This is a genomic window from Alloalcanivorax xenomutans (genome assembly GCF_900217905.1).
Lineage (GTDB): Bacteria > Pseudomonadota > Gammaproteobacteria > Pseudomonadales > Alcanivoracaceae > Alloalcanivorax > Alloalcanivorax xenomutans.
On record NZ_OBMO01000032.1, the window covers coordinates 25,831 to 41,982 of the forward strand.

Annotated in this window: 15 protein-coding genes; 8 read left to right on the plus strand and 7 right to left on the minus strand. The window is 59.5% G+C overall.

The window, feature by feature from the left end; all coding sequences use genetic code 11:
- The first annotated feature begins 7 nt into the window (after positions 1-7).
- The 8 genes from CRO06_RS19165 to CRO06_RS19200 all read left to right on the plus strand — a co-directional run bounded on the left by CRO06_RS19165 (position 8) and on the right by CRO06_RS19200 (position 7,801).
- Positions 8-835: a MipA/OmpV family protein gene (locus CRO06_RS19165; protein WP_097059165.1), complete on the plus strand. Its 828-nt coding sequence runs from the start codon at positions 8-10 to the stop codon at positions 833-835.
- Positions 836-854: 19 nt separating this feature from the next.
- Positions 855-1,562, plus strand: a complete 708-nt coding sequence (locus CRO06_RS19170) for a response regulator transcription factor (protein WP_425319676.1) — start codon at positions 855-857, stop codon at positions 1,560-1,562.
- Positions 1,555-2,868, plus strand: a complete 1,314-nt coding sequence (locus CRO06_RS19175; protein ID WP_022996202.1) for a sensor histidine kinase — start codon at positions 1,555-1,557, stop codon at positions 2,866-2,868. The genes CRO06_RS19170 and CRO06_RS19175 overlap by 8 nt, the downstream gene beginning before the upstream one ends.
- Positions 2,869-3,212: 344 nt before the next feature.
- Positions 3,213-4,253 carry an aliphatic amidase gene (locus tag CRO06_RS19180; protein WP_014994904.1) on the plus strand — a complete coding sequence of 347 codons (1,041 nt, stop codon included), beginning with the start codon at positions 3,213-3,215 and terminating at the stop codon, positions 4,251-4,253.
- 72 nt (positions 4,254-4,325) lie between these two features.
- Entirely contained in the window at positions 4,326-5,447 is a 1,122-nt protein-coding gene (locus CRO06_RS19185; RefSeq protein ID WP_097059166.1) for an AAA family ATPase, read from the plus strand.
- 33 nt (positions 5,448-5,480) lie between these two features.
- Positions 5,481-6,638, plus strand: a complete 1,158-nt coding sequence (gene amiC, locus CRO06_RS19190) for an aliphatic amidase expression-regulating protein AmiC (RefSeq protein WP_097059167.1) — start codon at positions 5,481-5,483, stop codon at positions 6,636-6,638.
- Positions 6,635-7,237, plus strand: a complete 603-nt coding sequence (locus tag CRO06_RS19195; RefSeq protein WP_022996199.1) for an ANTAR domain-containing response regulator — start codon at positions 6,635-6,637, stop codon at positions 7,235-7,237. The genes amiC and CRO06_RS19195 overlap by 4 nt, the downstream gene beginning before the upstream one ends.
- Before the next feature lie 45 nt (positions 7,238-7,282).
- Entirely contained in the window at positions 7,283-7,801 is a 519-nt protein-coding gene (locus CRO06_RS19200; protein WP_097059168.1) for an AmiS/UreI family transporter, read from the plus strand.
- 42 nt (positions 7,802-7,843) lie between these two features.
- Here the strand turns inward: CRO06_RS19200 and CRO06_RS19205 are convergent, their stop codons facing one another.
- From CRO06_RS19205 to CRO06_RS19235, 7 genes are all read right to left on the minus strand, one after another.
- Positions 7,844-8,119: a hypothetical protein gene (locus CRO06_RS19205; protein WP_097059169.1), complete on the minus strand. Its 276-nt coding sequence runs from the start codon at positions 8,117-8,119 to the stop codon at positions 7,844-7,846.
- 194 nt (positions 8,120-8,313) lie between these two features.
- Entirely contained in the window at positions 8,314-9,276 is a 963-nt protein-coding gene (locus CRO06_RS19210; RefSeq protein ID WP_143247773.1) for a WD40/YVTN/BNR-like repeat-containing protein, read from the minus strand.
- Positions 9,277-9,349: 73 nt separating this feature from the next.
- Positions 9,350-10,552, minus strand: a complete 1,203-nt coding sequence (locus tag CRO06_RS20155) for a hypothetical protein (protein ID WP_051414532.1) — start codon at positions 10,550-10,552, stop codon at positions 9,350-9,352.
- Positions 10,553-10,590: 38 nt separating this feature from the next.
- Entirely contained in the window at positions 10,591-10,941 is a 351-nt protein-coding gene (locus tag CRO06_RS19220; RefSeq protein ID WP_143247775.1) for a hypothetical protein, read from the minus strand.
- Positions 10,942-11,069: 128 nt separating this feature from the next.
- Positions 11,070-12,068, minus strand: a complete 999-nt coding sequence (locus CRO06_RS19225; protein WP_082439224.1) for a DUF4150 domain-containing protein — start codon at positions 12,066-12,068, stop codon at positions 11,070-11,072.
- Positions 12,058-13,416: a DUF2169 family type VI secretion system accessory protein gene (locus CRO06_RS19230; protein WP_097059172.1), complete on the minus strand. Its 1,359-nt coding sequence runs from the start codon at positions 13,414-13,416 to the stop codon at positions 12,058-12,060. The genes CRO06_RS19225 and CRO06_RS19230 overlap by 11 nt, the downstream gene beginning before the upstream one ends.
- 47 nt (positions 13,417-13,463) lie before the next feature.
- The gene (locus tag CRO06_RS19235) at positions 13,464-15,596 is read right to left on the minus strand and encodes a type VI secretion system Vgr family protein (protein ID WP_244902859.1); all 2,133 of its coding nucleotides are present in this window, start codon (positions 15,594-15,596) and stop codon (positions 13,464-13,466) included.
- Positions 15,597-16,152 lie beyond the last annotated feature (556 nt).

Genomic DNA, 16,152 nt, shown 5'->3' on the forward strand with positions numbered 1-16,152 from the left:
GGAAAACATGTTCCCATCGTCCACATTGGCGCTTCGCCCGGGCTGGCGGAACGCGCGAGCGCTCCGGCTGATCCTGTTATTGGCCTTTCCCCCATCGCCTTCGCTTCCCCCAACGCCTTCCGGCAAAGAGCCTCACGGTAAACCGGACTGGCGTCTTATTCTTGGCGCCGGCGCGCTTTACCGTCCCGACTACCCGGGCTCCGATGACCTCGAGACACGCGCGGTACCGCTGATCTTCGCTGACTATGGGGAGCGCTTGTATTTGCGTGGTACCACCGCCGGCGCACGATTATGGGGCAATGGCGTGTGGGGGCTGGATGCGGTGGCCCGTTATCATTCCGGCCGCGACAGCGACGACAATTCGATCCTTGAGGGCCTGGAGGATATCGATGCCGGTGTCGACGGAGGGCTTGCCCTGAACGTGGGGCGAGGCCCCTGGAAAGCGCAACTTGCCGTCTATCAGGATATCTCCAGCAGCCACGACGGCCTGCACATTGATCTGGAAGCGGGCCGAACTTTCACCCTTAATCCGCGTCTACAACTGGAACTGGAAGCCAGCGCCACCTGGGCCGACGCCGATTTCACCGATGCCTATTTCGGAATCACGCCGGATCAGGCGATGACAACCGGTCTGCCTGTGCATGAAGCCGAAGCTGGCATGAAAGATGTAGGACTGAGCCTGGGACTGAACTATTCCCCCGGCCGGCATTGGCTGGTGCGCGCGCAGGTGGGCGTGGCGCGCTTGCTCGGCGACGCCGCCGACAGCCCGCTGGTGGAAGACCACGGCTCCGCCACCCAGCCACGGGCGGCTCTGTCCATCGGCTACCGCTTTTAAGGCTTCACGGGAGGGCACCATGATCCGGTTGGCGGGCTGTAACCACCTGCAAGTTTTGATCATCGAGGACAACAGTGCCCTCGCGGGCAACCTGTTCGATTACCTGGAAGCCCGTGGTCATTATCCGGATGCGGCACCGGATGGTCTTTCGGGACTGCATCTGGCCACCCATAACCACTACGATGTCATCGTCCTGGATTGGATGTTGCCACACCTGAACGGGCTCGATTTCCTGCAGCGCCTGCGCGACGAAGCCGGCCTCGCCACACCGGTGCTGATGCTTACCGCCAAGGACCAGCTGCCGGACAAAATCGCCGGCTTCGAGGCCGGCGCCGACGACTATCTGATCAAACCTTTCGCTCTGGCGGAACTGGAAATCCGCCTGCGGGCCCTGGTCAGCCGGGGCTGGGACGCCGGCTCCGCCGACCTCTGCGTGGGCGACTTGCGATTTGACCCTCAGACACTGGAAATCAAACGCGGCGGCCGCATGCTTTCCCTGCCGCCGGCCGGTCGGCGGCTGCTGGAAGTTTTGATGCGGGCATCCCCCAAGGTCGTGCCCCGGGAAAAACTGGAGTCCACTCTCTGGGGCGACGGCCCGCCGGATCAGGATATTCTGCGCTCGCACATGTACCACCTGCGCAAGGTGGTGGATCGTCCGTTCAGCAGAAAGCTGATTCACACCGCGCCCCGGGTCGGTTACCGGTTGTGCCAGCTTGACCATGAATAGCTGCCGGCATACCAGTCTTCGCCGGCGGATCAACAGCCGCTTCCTGCTGGTGATCATTCTTCTGACCGCCGTCATCGCCTTCCATAGCTACCTGTCGCAATCCCTGCTCGAAAGTCAGTATTGGCGCATCATTCTGGAATCCACCCTGGCGGACCTGGATGCCGACAAACCCCTGAAAACCAGGAAGCTGCCGCAGGTCGGCCCTTTGCGTGGCTGGTACGTTCCCGCCAGGCAAGGGGAAGAGTCCGCCCCTCCGCCCTTTCGTGATTTGCCTCTGGGATTCCAGGGCCGGCAAATTGAATGGCAAGGGCGGACCTATGTGGCTCTGGTCCATCCCAATGACACCGAGCGAGTGGTGCTGGCGCTGGACATCACGGAACTGGAAACACAACAAAATCAGGGTGCCGTGCTCGGCGCGGTAATCGCCGTCATCAGCTTGATGTTGGCGATTCTGCTGGTACGTTCTCTGGCCCGGCGCCTCTCCGCGCCGGTCAAGGACATCGCCAAACGCATGGCGTCCCTGGATCCACGAGAGGCCGGCGCCCGTCTGCCGGTCGACTACAAGGAAGTGGAGATTCACCACATCGCCCAGGCCGCCAACGGCTATCTGGACCGGGTGGACAAATTCATCGACCGGGAGCGGCAACTGCTCGATCAGGCCAGCCATGAATTCCGCACCCCCATCGCCGTGATCGCCAGCGCGGTGGATGTGCTCGATACCCTGCCGGCGTTACCGGCGACGGCTCACCGGCCACTTCACCGTATTCGGGAGACGGTGGATAACCTGCACGAAATCATGGCCGCTCTACTGTTCCTGTCACGGGAGCAACCTACGGATAATGGCACACGGGAGTGGTGCGATCTGCGTGAGCTTCTGCCCGCGCTGGTCCACGATCATCAACATCTGGTGTCGAACAAACCGGTGGCATTCGAGCTCACCCCCTTGCCCGCCACCGTTTTGAACACGCCCGCCGCAATGCTTCGTATCGCCGTGAGCAACCTGCTCCGCAATGCCGCCGAAAATACTCATCAGGGGTCCATCGGAATCGATGTCAATACCGATGACGGCGTGCTATTGCGGATCACCGACACCGGCGTGGGCTTCGACCCGGAACAGGTTGCCCGCGACTACACCCAAAGTCTGCGCGCGCTGCCCGCCCCGGGAACAGGCCCCGGGCTCGGCTTGTTTCTGAGCCAGCGGATCTGTGAACATTTTGGTTGGACGCTGGATTTTGATTCGATGCCGGGAGGAGGTACCCGGGCCACTCTCGATCTGAGTAGCAGTGTCGCTACGCTCCAACCTTAGGGGCGAACCTGCAAGCGAATACCTCATACCGGAGGCCACATTCGCCAGCAGGCTGGCTCCCACAGTCCGCACTACGAAGCCCCTGTGGGAGCTTGTCCGCAAGCGAATATCCCAACTCCTGCATCGGATTGGAGTGCTTGACAGCGGCGGCAAGGAGCGCCTATAACGTGACAAACAGGCGGCGCCCATCAACGGCGATGCGGTTACGCCAACCAGATTGCACAATGCCAACAGAGCAAATGGGCTCTTCCGGGACTTGTCCCGGAAGAGCCTTTTTTTTGGTTCGTCATCCGTGACGGCCACTCCATTTGCCCTAATGAAAACGACAACAAGAGGTACGAGTTATGCGTCATGGAGATATCTCCAGCAGCAACGACACCGTCGGCGTGGCGGTGGTCAACTACAAGATGCCGCGCCTGCACAGCAAGGCCGAGGTTCTGGAAAACGCCCAGAAAATCGCCGACATGATCGTGGGCATGAAGCAAGGTCTGCCGGGCATGGATCTGGTGATCTTTCCGGAATACAGCCTGCAGGGGATCATGTACGACCCCGACGAAATGATGGAGACCGCCGCCACCGTGCCGGGTGAGGAAACGGAAATTTTCTCGCGCGCCTGTCGCAAGGCCAACACCTGGGGCGTCTTCTCGGTGACCGGCGAACGCCACGAGGAACATCCGCGCAAGTCGCCCTACAACACGTTGATCCTGATCGACAACAAGGGCGAAATCGTCCAGAAGTACCGCAAGGTCATTCCCTGGTGTCCGATCGAAGGCTGGTACCCCGGCGGCCAGACCTATGTCAGCGACGGCCCGAAAGGCATGAAGATCAGCCTGATCATTTGCGACGACGGTAACTATCCGGAAATCTGGCGGGATTGCGCCATGAAAGGCGCCGAACTGATCATTCGCTGCCAGGGCTACATGTACCCGGCCAAGGAACAGCAGGTATTGATGTCCAAGGCCATGGCCTGGGCCAACAATTGCTACGTGGCGGTGGCCAACGCCGCCGGTTTCGACGGCGTCTATTCCTACTTCGGGCATTCCGCGCTCATCGGTTTCGATGGCCGCACGCTGGGTGAATGCGGTGAGGAGGAAATGGGTATTCAGTTCGCCCAGCTGTCGCTCTCGCAAATCCGCGATGCCCGCGCCAACGATCAATCCCAGAACCATCTGTTCAAGATCCTGCACCGGGGCTATAGCGGCATGCACGCCTCCGGCGACGGTGACAAGGGGTTGGCGGAATGTCCCTTCGAGTTCTACAAGACCTGGGTCAACGACGCGGAAAAAGCGCGCGAAAACGTGGAGAAGATCACCCGCTCCAGCGCTGGTGTCGCGCAATGCCCGGTGGGTAATGTGCCCTACGAGGGCCTGGAGAAAGAAGCCTGAGTCGCGGCGGCGTGCCGATCGGCACGCCGCCCCTTTTTCGGACAGCTTTTTTCCGGACAATAGGGATACGCCATGCCCTTTCTCAACGATATGATCGAACAAAATCAGAGACAGCGCGATCAACACCTGGCTCTGAATCATGAAAACGCGGCGCGGCACAACGTGGTGCAAGCCCATTTGCGTCATCAATCGGCTCTGCAAAGCCGTTATCGTTTCGACGTGAGCACCATCATGGCCACCCTGCGTGGCGAAATCCTCGGCCAGGACCCGGCTCTGCAGGCGGTGGAAGACATTCTCAAGGTGGTGCGCGCCGATATCACCGACCCACGCCGGCCTTTGTTCACCGCTCTGTTCCTGGGCCCCACCGGCGTCGGCAAAACCGAGATCGTGCGCGCCCTGGCGCGGGCTCTGCATGGTGATGCCGATGCGTTCTGCCGGGTGGACATGAACACCCTGTCCCAGGAGCATTACGCCGCCGCGCTGACCGGCGCGCCACCGGGCTATGTGGGCGCCAAGGAGGGCACCACTCTGCTCGACCAGGACAAACTGGAAGGCACCCAGGGCCGCCCCGGTATCGTACTGTTCGATGAACTGGAGAAAGCCAGTGACGAAGTGATTCAGGCGCTGCTGAACGTCTTCGACAACGGCATGCTGACCGTGGCGTCCGGTGAGCGCACCTACAGTTTTCGCGATACCCTGATCTTCATGACCAGCAACCTTGGTGCCCGGGACATTCAGCATTACGACGAACGGCGCGCCCGCTTTCCCCGCTCCCTGCTGCCAGGGGGCCACGACCGCCGCCATCACCATATCGACAAGCTGGTGCGCGGCAAACTGCTCAAGGCGTTCTCACCGGAGTTCGTCAACCGCATCGACACCACCATCACGTTCAACTGGATCGAACCGGACATCGTTGAGCAACTGGTGGCGCTTGAGATCAGCCGGCTCAATCAGCGCCTGATCAAACACCATTGCCATCTCGATGTGGACCCAAAGGTGGTGTCGTTCCTGGCCAGGCAGGGGTTCGATCGGCAATTTGGCGCCCGCTCCCTGCGCCGTGGTGTCCGGCGGTATCTGGAAGTGCCGTTGGCGGAGTATCTTCTGCGCCATCATCACCCCTGCGACAATGGAGATACCCCAACCGCGTATTGGGCCCGGCTGGAACACCAACGCGTGGTCTTCCTACCACTGTAGTGGCGGGCCCATAACAATAACAGGAGAGGTACCATGCCCCACCACCGGGACCGCCCCACCATCGGTCTGTTGTTCTCCGCCACCGGCGTTACCGCCGACATCGAGCGTTCGCAACGCTACGGTGCCCTGCTCGCCATCGATCAGGCCAATCGCGAAGGCGGCGTGAACGGCTACCCGATCGAATCGGTCAGCCACGATCCCGGCGGTGATCCGGACCGCTACCGGCTGTGCGCGGAAGATTTCATTCGCAATCAAGGCGTCAAATTGCTGGTGGGGTGCTACATGTCTCACACCCGCAAGGCGGTGATGCCAGTGATCGAACGGGCCGACGCCCTGCTCTGCTATCCCACACCGTATGAAGGCTTCGAATATTCCCCGAACATTTTCTATGGCGGTCCCGCGCCAAACCAGAACAGCGCGCCCCTGGCCGCCTACCTGATCAATCATTACGGTGAGCGCGTGGTCTTCATCGGTTCGGATTACATCTATCCCCGGGAAAGCAATCACGTCATGCGCCATCTTTATCGGCAACACGGCGGCAGCGTGGTGGAGGAAATCTATATCCCCCTCTATCCCTCCGATGATGAAGTCAAGCATGCGGTGGAAAGGATCATCAAAGCACAGGCCGATGTGGTGTTCTCCACCGTGGTGGGCACCGGCACGGCGGAACTGTACCGCGCCTTTGCCCGTCACTACAGCACCTCGGCGCGTCCCCCCATCGCCAGCCTGACCACCAGCGAGGCGGAAGTCGTGGAGATGGGCAACGAGGTCGCCGAAGGCCATGTGGTGGTAGCCCCCTATTTCTCCAGCATCGACACCGCGGCGAGCCGCGCTTTCATCGATGCCTGCCATGCTTTTTTCCCCGAGGATGTCACCATCACCGCCTGGACGGAGGCGGCCTATTGCCAAACCCTGATGTTGGCCAGAGCGATGCGGGCCGCTGGCAGCTGGCACGTGGAAGACGTTCGGCGTCATCTTTATGAACTGGAGCTGAATGCCCCTCAGGGACCGATCCGCATCGAGCGGCAAAACAATCACACCCATTTAACGTCCCGGATCGCTGAAATCGATGCCCGGGGCGTATTCCAGGTCAAATGGCAGTCTCCGCAACCGATCCGGCCAGACCCTTACGTGGTGGTGCACAACCTGGACGACTGGTCCGCCAGCATGGGCCGGGAGGAGCGCCGATGACCACCCCGACCAGCGCCGCGGCCATTCTCAATACGCTCCGGGACTTGCAGGTCCTGGTGATCAATCCGCCTGGGGACATCAGTGACGCTCTGGTACTGCAATTGATCCGCATCGGTTGTTCCGTGCGTCACTTCTGGCCGCCACCGGAAAAGTGCGAGGTGACGGTGGACGTCATCTTCACCGGTATTTTCCAAAGCCGCCACCATGAAGAGATCAGCAGCCTGGTCACCACCGGCGATCCGCGCACCACGGTGGTGGCGCTGGTGGAATACGAAAGCCCCGCCGTTCTCTCACAGATCCTGGAACTGGGTTGCCATGGCGTCATTACCCAGCCTCTGGACAGCCATAAGGTGCTGCCAGTGCTGGTGTCCGCCCGCCGCAACAGTGAAGAAACAGCGAAATTGAAACAAAAGAACGCCCAGCTCCAGGACCGGATGGGCAATCAGGCGGATATCAACCGCGCCAAGGTACGGTTGATGAAGCACCACGACTGGGAGGAAGAGGAAGCCCATACCTTTCTCTCCCGGGAAGCCATGAAGAAGCGGAAATCCATCCTCGAAATCGCCAGGGAGATTTTGCAACAGAACCCGGGACGGTAAAGAGCCGGCCCCGAATCATGCCAATAACAACAAGGAGTACACATCATGATACTCGGACTCACTCTGCTGTACGTCGGCGCCGTGCTGTTTCTCAACAGCATCTGGCTGATGAACAAGATCAGCGGCCGCGAGGTCGCCGTCATCAACCTGTTCGTCGGCGCACTGAGCCTGTGCATCGCCCTGTTCCTGATTCTCGCCGAACCCTCCGGCCCGCTATCGATCAAGGCCGGCGCCTTCACTCTGTTGTTTGCCTTCACCTATCTGTGGGTGGCCGCCAATCAGTTTCTCAATGTGGACGGCAAGGGGCTGGGCTGGTTCTGCCTGTTTGTCAGCCTCACTGCCGGCATCATCGCGATCCAATCACTGGCGGACATCGGTGGCGAATTCGGTCTATGGAATACCTTCAATTGGGTAGCCTGGACTGTGCTGTGGTTCAGCTTCTTTCTGCTGTTGGGGCTGTCGCGGAACATCCAGAAGCCGGTGGCATGGCTCACTCTGTTATGCGCCGTATTCACCGGCTGGATACCGGGATTGTTACTGCTTGAACAGGTTGTTCAAGCCTGATCAGCGAAGCCCCGCTCCAGGTACGAACCGCCCCTTGCCGTGTTACAGCTCATGGAGGCAGTATTCACCGGCCTGGTCCGCCAGTATCATGACCACGGCGCCATTTCGCAAAAGCGTGGCGTCGCCCATGGCGTCTTCCAGCCTATCGTACCGATGGGCCCAGGCCGGGTGGTAGCCGCTCAACACGGGCGGTTCCCCCTCCCTCCGACCTCGGTGGGTAAGGTAGGTCCGGGTCGGGGCCGAGTACACCACATAGCCGAGAAACACCTGCCCATAGGTTTGGAAATCCGCTTCAGACTCCAGTTTCCGTATTGCCATGACGCTCTCCAGATGAGGGTCCTCCAAGCTCCTTTCCCCATCCTCCGCACCACAGCAGTCTGCCCGTGTCGGGAGAGCCAAATCCTGATCCAGATCAAAAAGGCCTGCTGACCTTACAAACGGCACCGGAACACAATCCTGAAGATGATCTCCCAGCTCTTGATATCCAGCTTGATATTGAGAGTCAGGTCTTTTTATTGATTATTCGGATGTTCAAAGCATTCCCACTCATTTCCGTCGAAGCGAAGCAGTTTTTTCGGCGAAAGAGCCCAAAGAACACCATCCTTGGCTTCAATATCGGAGACGTCTCTCAAATTCAGTTTGTCACTGATATCCAGACGTTCTGGCTTCTCATTTCGCATGGAATAAATGCCGTCGTCAGCGGCAATATAAACAGAACCTTCATAGGAAGTAATGGACAAGAAGTCCCATTCCGATGTTTTTCGGGCAACAACTTTGAAACCCTGTCGCGCATTGCCTCGCAGCACCGTCCCCGCACTCCCCGCGATCCACAGCTCCGATGGCGACACAACATGAATACAATTCAGGTGGGAACCGGTAGCACGATCCAACTGGCTCCAGACCTTGCCATCGTAGTGAGCCATAAAGCCATCACTACCGACGACATACAGGTCATCCTCATTCGGGCCGTTGATATCATAAAGCGCGACCTCATGATCCATTGCATCAATCATGCTCTGGATCATTTGTTGCCGCTCTTCTTCCGTGATTCCCGAAGACGGCTGAGCGGAGACGGGAGCCTGCAGCAAACCAGCATCACAATGCTCCCAACCTGCATCCACCCTCCTGTAGACCTGGCCGCCATGGCCGCAAACGTACAGATGTTTTCCCAGCTTGCGAATTCTGTTCACCGGACCGTAATTCGGGCCGCCTTCCTTATCGCCCGCATCGTCTATCACCTCAATGATGGTGCCGTCCCGGCTGTAGCACTCGACCTCGCCGTCTATGTTGAGCGCATAGGCTTTTCGCGTTTCATTGGCCATCGGTTCCGGGAAACACGTTGAGACCACCTCCCAGTTCGGCAGCTCATGATAGAACCATTTCTCTTCCGTCTGATCCTGGTATATAAACATCACGGAATAAGGCGCATCCTCCGACTCAGTCCATAGGTCCGGGGAAGAAGCGATGTAGTACATATCCCGATTTATTGCGCAGCCATTTACGAATGTAATCGGTGAACCTTTCGTGTTTGACATAGTATTGCCTTTTCTAGAATTCCCCGGGTCCTTCACTACCCAAGTCGCCAAACGACAGCTCACGCGTCAGTTTGCCGCTCTTATTAGCCCTGACCTTGAAGTCCGGCCCCATTCCTTTCGCTTGATGGTAAGCGCGTAATTGAGCCGCGAGGCTGGATGTCTTGCAACCGGTGACCGAAGCCGCAGCTTTAGCCCCCGCCATCTCCAAAGCAAGCAGGCTGGCCGTTCCCGGAGGGGAACCCAGTGCACCAATTCCAGGCTCATACTTTTGGTCGTATAGCCGGTGCACTCGGGTATGCTGGCTTCTCGTCAGGCAGATCACAAGACCCTCCGGCTCGGATAAGCCACCGGGAATCTGACGTCTCCCCGCACCTTTACGACCTCCGAGTCTGAACGCCCGATCAGGGACGACATGATGCCCAATCTTTTCTTCTGCTTTACAGGTGTCGGGCCGGTAAGGCCTGAGAACACATTTCCCCCGCCCCTTGGTTTTAGCGCCATCGCCTTTCCCATCTTTACCGCCGCCGCTCGTCGAAGGCTCATTCGCCCTTTTCGCCCCCTGCTCCGTCGCTTCCCTGGCTCCCTTGCCCGCGCCTTCCAGGGCGTCCGCCCCTTTACGCACGCCCTTGGCGGCGGTGGCGCCCCAGCCGGCGAAGGGAATCATTGCGGCGGCGGACAGAGCGGCACCGGCATAATCGCCGCGCGCCAAACTGACCAGGGCATTTATGCCGTCGGCCACCTCTCCGACCACGGGAATCAGGCCCGCGCCATCAAGGACCAACTGGGTGCCATCCAGAATGCCTTCACCGTTCCGGGACCAGAACCCTTCTTCCTGTTCGGTTTCCGGCTCCAGCGGAGGGTTGGCCTCGCTGGCCGGTCCCGGAGTGGCGCCGGTTTCGCCGACCACTCGCCCTATGGTGTTACCACCGCCGTGGCTCTGAATGGAGCGGTTCTGGCGGCCGATGGGCGCTTGCTCTTCTTCCTCGTCCGGCGGTTCGAACTCGGGAAGATCCAAATCCGGATGCGCCTCTCGGTAGGCGGCGTAATCGTCATAGCTGAGCAGCTCCCGGGACAACGGCGTTGCAATGGTTTCATCCGCCGGGAACACCTCCATGAGAACCCCTTCGGTTCTGGGGTTCACATGCAGCCAATCGCCATTCGGCAGTTCCCTGCCCCCGTAGATCGTGATCGGGGGTAATACGATGACGTCATCCATCTCCGGCATCCCTTCCCATAGCCATTCCGGTCCGGTACTTATCGGCCCCGCACCTTGACGATGATGACATCCGTGATTCGCCAGCGACCATTTTCATCCAAGGCAATCGGCGCATGGAAAAAACGCATCATCGGCGCCCGCGGCATCTGTTGCCGTTCGAACACCGGCCTCCCGGAAATCTCAGTGAGGCGCCAGCCGCCTATTCTGGCCACGCCGTCTTCACTGATCATGGGCGCGGAATGATCACGCAGTTCGCCAATCAGGAAACCGTAGTCCTGCTCCGGCTTTTTTTCCGACAGGACTTCAATCAGGTTTTCTTTAAGCGCTTCCAGATCCGCCATGGTGAGCGGGTGGACGCCGTCGGCGGTGTTCACTTCGATACTGGTCATGGTGGTATCCATTGGCGGGGGCTGCCCGCTGTTATTTCCGTTGTTGTTTCCAACACAGGCCTGAGTCAAGGCGGTCAGGCACAAGAGACTCAACAAAAACGAGCAACGCTCCATGGCCCTGAGCATATTCATTCCTCCTCGGGCGGGGTGTCGCTTTCACCCGGGCACTTCCATACCGAGCGAGGTACTTTCCTTTTACGGGCCGTCTCCTCCTGTCCCGCTATGCGGTCTCCTCTCTCTGGTGGCCGCGTCGTGCCATCGCTCAATTGCACATCACCGGAAGCGTTCACTCCCACCGGAAAAGCCGCGTTTGGATCCGCCGGAATAGGATAAGTCTCTTGTACGAACCGCTCGATGTCATCACGGTTCGGCACAAGCGCGCCATCCGCTTTGGTGGTCCGGAACTCGAACCCGTCGATATCCGGTGCTGGCATCCCTCGTTCAATGGCCCACGCCTCGGTTCTGTAGTAGGCATCTTCCTCCATCGCCTGCCAGCTCATGGACGGGTCCTGATGTTTGTGTATCAGCTCGTGATAGGCGGTGGTCGCGGCGGCTTGTGCGGAACCGGTCGCCAGCATCAACAGCGAATCACCACCCCAGGAGCCGCCGCCAGGAAAGCGATCAACAGTCCATTGGCTGCCGTCGTAGATAAGGTCGTCATAGTAGATATCATCGGCGATGTAGACATCGGTCTCGGCCAGATCATCCACCACGTCCTTATCCTTGGGACACAGCACCTTCAGCAACTCGGCAATGGTCCAGTTGCCACCATGGCTGCCGTTCATCCAAAACTCGTCGTCGTGGCGGACAACCGGTTTGCCTTGTACGAAGACACTGCTGCTGCGCCCCTTGGGCCAGCTCGCCGCCCCCACCGTACCACTCTTCACCCCCTTGGCACTGCCGGCGGCGTCCCCCAGGGTTTTGGACACCAGACTGGCATCGAACAGCACCAATTCATGGCCGTTGGCACGCACCGTGGCCGCGGTCTTGCCGCTCTGCGCCAGCTCGGCGGTAACCGGGTACGGCACCGGCGGCGTGCTGCTGCCCATGGGCGTCTTGCAGACATCCGGGGCCAGGCTCACTACCTTCCAGCCACCTTGCTTGCGGGCGATGTAGTCATCCGCCATCCGTGGTTTCCTCCACTTCGATCCCGGCCTTCACCAGCGGCGCTTCCGGATCGGTCTCAAACCGGGCTTCGATCACGCGTACCGGCGTCCCCTGGGGAATCGAAATCCGGTGGGTCACATGCAGTTCCATGGTTTCGGTATCGACGATCAGGGTGTCGGTCAACAGCGGCATCGGCACCATGGCCCCGTTGCTCATCCGCAGCAAAACAAAGGGCTTGTGTTGCGGCAGCTCGGTTCGCAAATAGCCGCGCGGCGTTTGCGACGGGTCGGTCAGATGCCACAACTCAATACGCGTTCCCGGTAACGGATACTCGATCTGTTGATCCGCCGGCGCGCCATTCCAATAAGCGAAATCGAAATCCTCCGGCAAGCCGGGCCAGCGCCGCTTCAGCCAGTCATCATCGTAAGTCCCGGCATGAGCCAACCTCGGTGCCCAGGCACGGCCGACAATGCCAAACCCCGCCGGCGCGGCGCCGTACCCGGCGGCCAGACGCGCCATTGCCGTGGCGTCCTGTTCACCGTCCGGATGACGGCCCCTCACCAGCTCACGGCATGGCTGTTGCGGGTCTTCAATTCGCGGCGCCGGCAGCCGGGTCAGCGACTGACCGGCCTTGTTCGCCAGGCGGCGATGACGGCGCTCGATCCAGCCACGGCCCAAAGGGTTGCTGAAACAGACTTCATTGAGCCAATGAGAAGGCGCGGACGGATCGCCGGCATGGCCGGGATTGGCGACTTCACTACGCCCACCAAAGGCATATTCCCAGCGCAACGGCACCGTCCGCGCACGGGCCGGGCGGGACAGCCACCAGCGTCCCCAGCGGCGTTTGAAATAACGCTCCCCGGTGACTTGGAGCACCTTGTCCATCAGCACGCGGGCGGTGGGCGCCTGTAATCGAGTCCGCTCCGCCTGCTGAAGCTCAAGCTGCCACTGATCCCGCTGTTTTTCCGACAACGGCATACGGGGGTTCAGCGGCCGCGGCGGCGGTGTCTGTATCTCCGCGGGAGCCATCGGCAGACTCAGCTTGAAGCGCACCCGCCATGATCGGGATGGCTTGCCCCCGGGCGCGTGAGCCTGCCCTCTGAGCAGGACATCGCACTTGGGTTTGTATGGCGCCAGATCGCTTTCCTCGAAAGCGCTGGAGTGCCCCGGCTCTCCGTAGTAACGGTCTTCCATACACAACGGCAGCGGTTCATCGTCCATCACCCGGGCATGAAACACGCCCGCCTCGTTGTCGTCGGGTACAAGACGGTAGCCCACTTTCATCGCGATGATGCGATGCTCGGCGCCGGCCGGATCCAGACCACCGTAGCAAAGCGCATCGAAAGGCGTGAGGTTGCGGAATTCCATCGTCCGAGGGCCTGTACACACTATTTGAATGGCGTCTTCTGGATGCCCTAGTTGATATCCACGTCCTTGCCGATGATGTGAACCGGCCCGCTGGCACCGAACTCAAACTGCACGCCGTTGATGCGCACGGTGCCATCGGACTTCATCACCAGCGAGGATTTGCCAACGGTGATGGACAGCTCATCCCGCGCATTGATGGTGAAACGCTTGCCCACCAGAACCGATTTATTGATGCCCACCTGCTCCGACTGGGACAGCCCCACCGTGGTGTTCATGGCCGCGCCCACGGAAACCTGATAAGCGCCGCCGATGGTCAGCGCCTTGGCCAGGGCCACGGTTTCCGCCTTGGCCTGTTTAATCAATTCGGTTTGGTTGCCGCCGATCACCACATTCTCATTGCCGCCCACGTCCTCGGTGCGATTGGCGCCAATGGAGATGGTCTCGTTCCGGTCCACCCTTTCAGCGCGGTTGTTGTGCACGGTGATGGTTTCATCACGGTCCACGGTTTCCGTGCGGTCGCGCTTGATGTGGCTGGTTTCATCGCGGTCGATGGTTTTGCTGCGATCCTGACCGACCCAGTGGGTCTCGTCGTTCTCGACTTCGATATCCTGGTTCTTTTCCGCGTGGATCCAGAGCTGCTCCTCGCCCTTCTTGTCCTCGAAGCGGATGGCGTTGGCGTTGTCATAGCCGCCGCCCTGGCTGGAACGGGTCAGAATCCCGGTCTGGGTTTTGTTGGCGGGCAGATCCCAGGGCGGCATATTGGCCTGGTTATAGACCCGGCCGGTGATGATCGGCTTATCCGGGTCACCGTCCAGAAACTGGACCAGAACTTCCTGACCAATGCGCGGCACCGCCATGAAACCGAAGCGTTCACCGGCCCAGTTCGATGCCACCCTGACCCAGCAGGAACTGGCCTCGTTACTCTGGCCTTCTCGGTCAAAATGAAACTGCAGCCGCACCCGCCCATACTCGTCGCAATAAATTTCCTCACCGCTGGGGCCCACCACGGTGGCGGTCATCAGCCCGTACAGCTTGGGCTGCTGACTGTTGAAGCCGCGCCCGGGCCGCCAGGGCACTTTCTTGCGCAGACACTGGAAGCGGTTTTCGTAATGGGAAGCCGACTCCTTGCCAAGGTAGTTATTACGCGCCTGATGGTGCGTCTCCACTACCAGAAACTGGTGGTCGCTTTCCTCTTCCACATCATGATCGAAATGATCCATCAGTCCGAACCAGCGGCCCGGCTGCAACCGGCTGCAATCCCCCTCGCCCTGGAACACCTTGGCGTGGGCCTCGATTTCCTCCATGCGGCGGCGGCTCTGCATTTCTCCGCTCTCCCGGGCCTTGAAACCGTAGGCGCCGGCGTACTCGTAAACCTCCAGGTCCGGCACCATGCCCTGATCATTGACGGTGGCGGCGCTGGCCATCTGCGGTTGCGGATTCTTGAAGTTGAAGCTGGAGGCGCTGTAAGCGGTGGACGCCAGACGGCGATGGGCGAACCACTCACTGATGGCGTCGCTGACCCGGCTGCCCCCTTCCTTGTGATAACGCACCCGCTCCGAACCATCGACAGGGTCCGAGGTGGCGGAGTCATCACTGAGCACCAGGGTATGACCATCGGCCCGATGCTCGTACCAGTAATACCAGCCTCGCTCCTCCCAGCGCCGATGCAGATAGTTGTAGTCGGACTCATCCCACTGCATGGCGAAAGTGAGCGTGGCATCGTCCTCCTGCTTGATAAAATGGGTACGGTAGTCCCGCAGCGGATAATCCGCGAAGACCTCCGCGGTCTGCTCCGCCACGGTCTGGTTCTGGAACAGATAATTATCCTTGCGCAACTTCAGGAAACTAAGCCATGGCCCCAGCTGCATTTCATAGGTCGCGTAGCCGCCATCGGTGCCGCGCCGGGAAAACTCGAAAACATAACCGTTGAAATAACGCAGCGAGCCGTCCTTGCGCACCAGTTCCAGAGTCACCATGCGGCCGATGAAACTCTTGGCATGAAGATGGGCATCATCGGATATCAATGTCACCGTGTAGCTGAAATCCCGGCACAGGCCTTCCGTCGCATCCAGTTGCTCCGGCAGCAGTACCGCATCCGGCCCATCGTTATGGGGAAACTTCAGGCGCAGCAGGCGATTGTGCTGCTCGCTGATCAAGGAACGAAAAGCTTGCACAAGCATGCTCATGGCGCCGCTCTACGGTGTTGAGACAGAAGGGAATCAGAAGAAGTGCGCGGAAAGATCACAGAAGGAACGCTCCCTGTTGATAGTGTCATTCCCATATCCGTAATAGGAATATCTCAGCTCGTCTTTTTCTTTTATACCACCAGGTTTGTCAACCAAATAACGACAACGAACAGGTCTTTATAAAGGGGTTATAACGGACCATGAAACGGTATGATGCCATCCGTTGAAGACAGCTCGATGACAATAAAGAAAGTGAATCGTATCAGAGCGCTAACGCCGATTCTTCGGCGTGGAATGAGGAAGCTTTTCGGTACGGCAACAAAACATTTTCATAATCCCGACAGACGCCAAACGACCATTCTCTTCGCCACACAAACAAATTTCTTCGTCCTGCTTTTGTGATGGCAATCACATTCACCGAATGTGGGTTACCACGGACCAGGCCACGAAGCCGCTGTAATCGGATGGACTCGCCCTCGCCGAGGCGTCTAGGCGCCACGGTGGCATTCTAAACATGTCAACGACAGCGAGGGCGAGCCCATGAAACAGC

Bases quoted from the DNA above. Each gene is read 5' to 3' on its own strand.
- CRO06_RS19235 (WP_244902859.1), bottom strand. From the start codon at position 15,596: ATGCTTGTGCAAGCTTTTCGTTCCTTGATCAGCGAGCAGCACAATCGC.
- CRO06_RS19210 (WP_143247773.1), bottom strand. From the start codon at position 9,276: ATGTACTACATCGCTTCTTCCCCGGACCTATGGACTGAGTCGGAGGAT.
- CRO06_RS19180 (WP_014994904.1), top strand. From the start codon at position 3,213: ATGCGTCATGGAGATATCTCCAGCAGCAACGACACCGTCGGCGTGGCG.
- CRO06_RS19205 (WP_097059169.1), bottom strand. From the start codon at position 8,119: ATGGCAATACGGAAACTGGAGTCTGAAGCGGATTTCCAAACCTATGGG.
- CRO06_RS19185 (WP_097059166.1), top strand. From the start codon at position 4,326: ATGCCCTTTCTCAACGATATGATCGAACAAAATCAGAGACAGCGCGAT.
- CRO06_RS19170 (WP_425319676.1), top strand. From the start codon at position 855: ATGATCCGGTTGGCGGGCTGTAACCACCTGCAAGTTTTGATCATCGAG.
- amiC (WP_097059167.1), top strand. From the start codon at position 5,481: ATGCCCCACCACCGGGACCGCCCCACCATCGGTCTGTTGTTCTCCGCC.
- CRO06_RS19230 (WP_097059172.1), bottom strand. From the start codon at position 13,416: ATGGAATTCCGCAACCTCACGCCTTTCGATGCGCTTTGCTACGGTGGT.
- CRO06_RS19200 (WP_097059168.1), top strand. From the start codon at position 7,283: ATGATACTCGGACTCACTCTGCTGTACGTCGGCGCCGTGCTGTTTCTC.
- CRO06_RS19175 (WP_022996202.1), top strand. From the start codon at position 1,555: ATGAATAGCTGCCGGCATACCAGTCTTCGCCGGCGGATCAACAGCCGC.
- CRO06_RS19220 (WP_143247775.1), bottom strand. From the start codon at position 10,941: ATGACCAGTATCGAAGTGAACACCGCCGACGGCGTCCACCCGCTCACC.
- CRO06_RS19225 (WP_082439224.1), bottom strand. From the start codon at position 12,068: ATGGCGGATGACTACATCGCCCGCAAGCAAGGTGGCTGGAAGGTAGTG.
- CRO06_RS19195 (WP_022996199.1), top strand. From the start codon at position 6,635: ATGACCACCCCGACCAGCGCCGCGGCCATTCTCAATACGCTCCGGGAC.
- CRO06_RS19165 (WP_097059165.1), top strand. From the start codon at position 8: ATGTTCCCATCGTCCACATTGGCGCTTCGCCCGGGCTGGCGGAACGCG.
- CRO06_RS20155 (WP_051414532.1), bottom strand. From the start codon at position 10,552: ATGGATGACGTCATCGTATTACCCCCGATCACGATCTACGGGGGCAGG.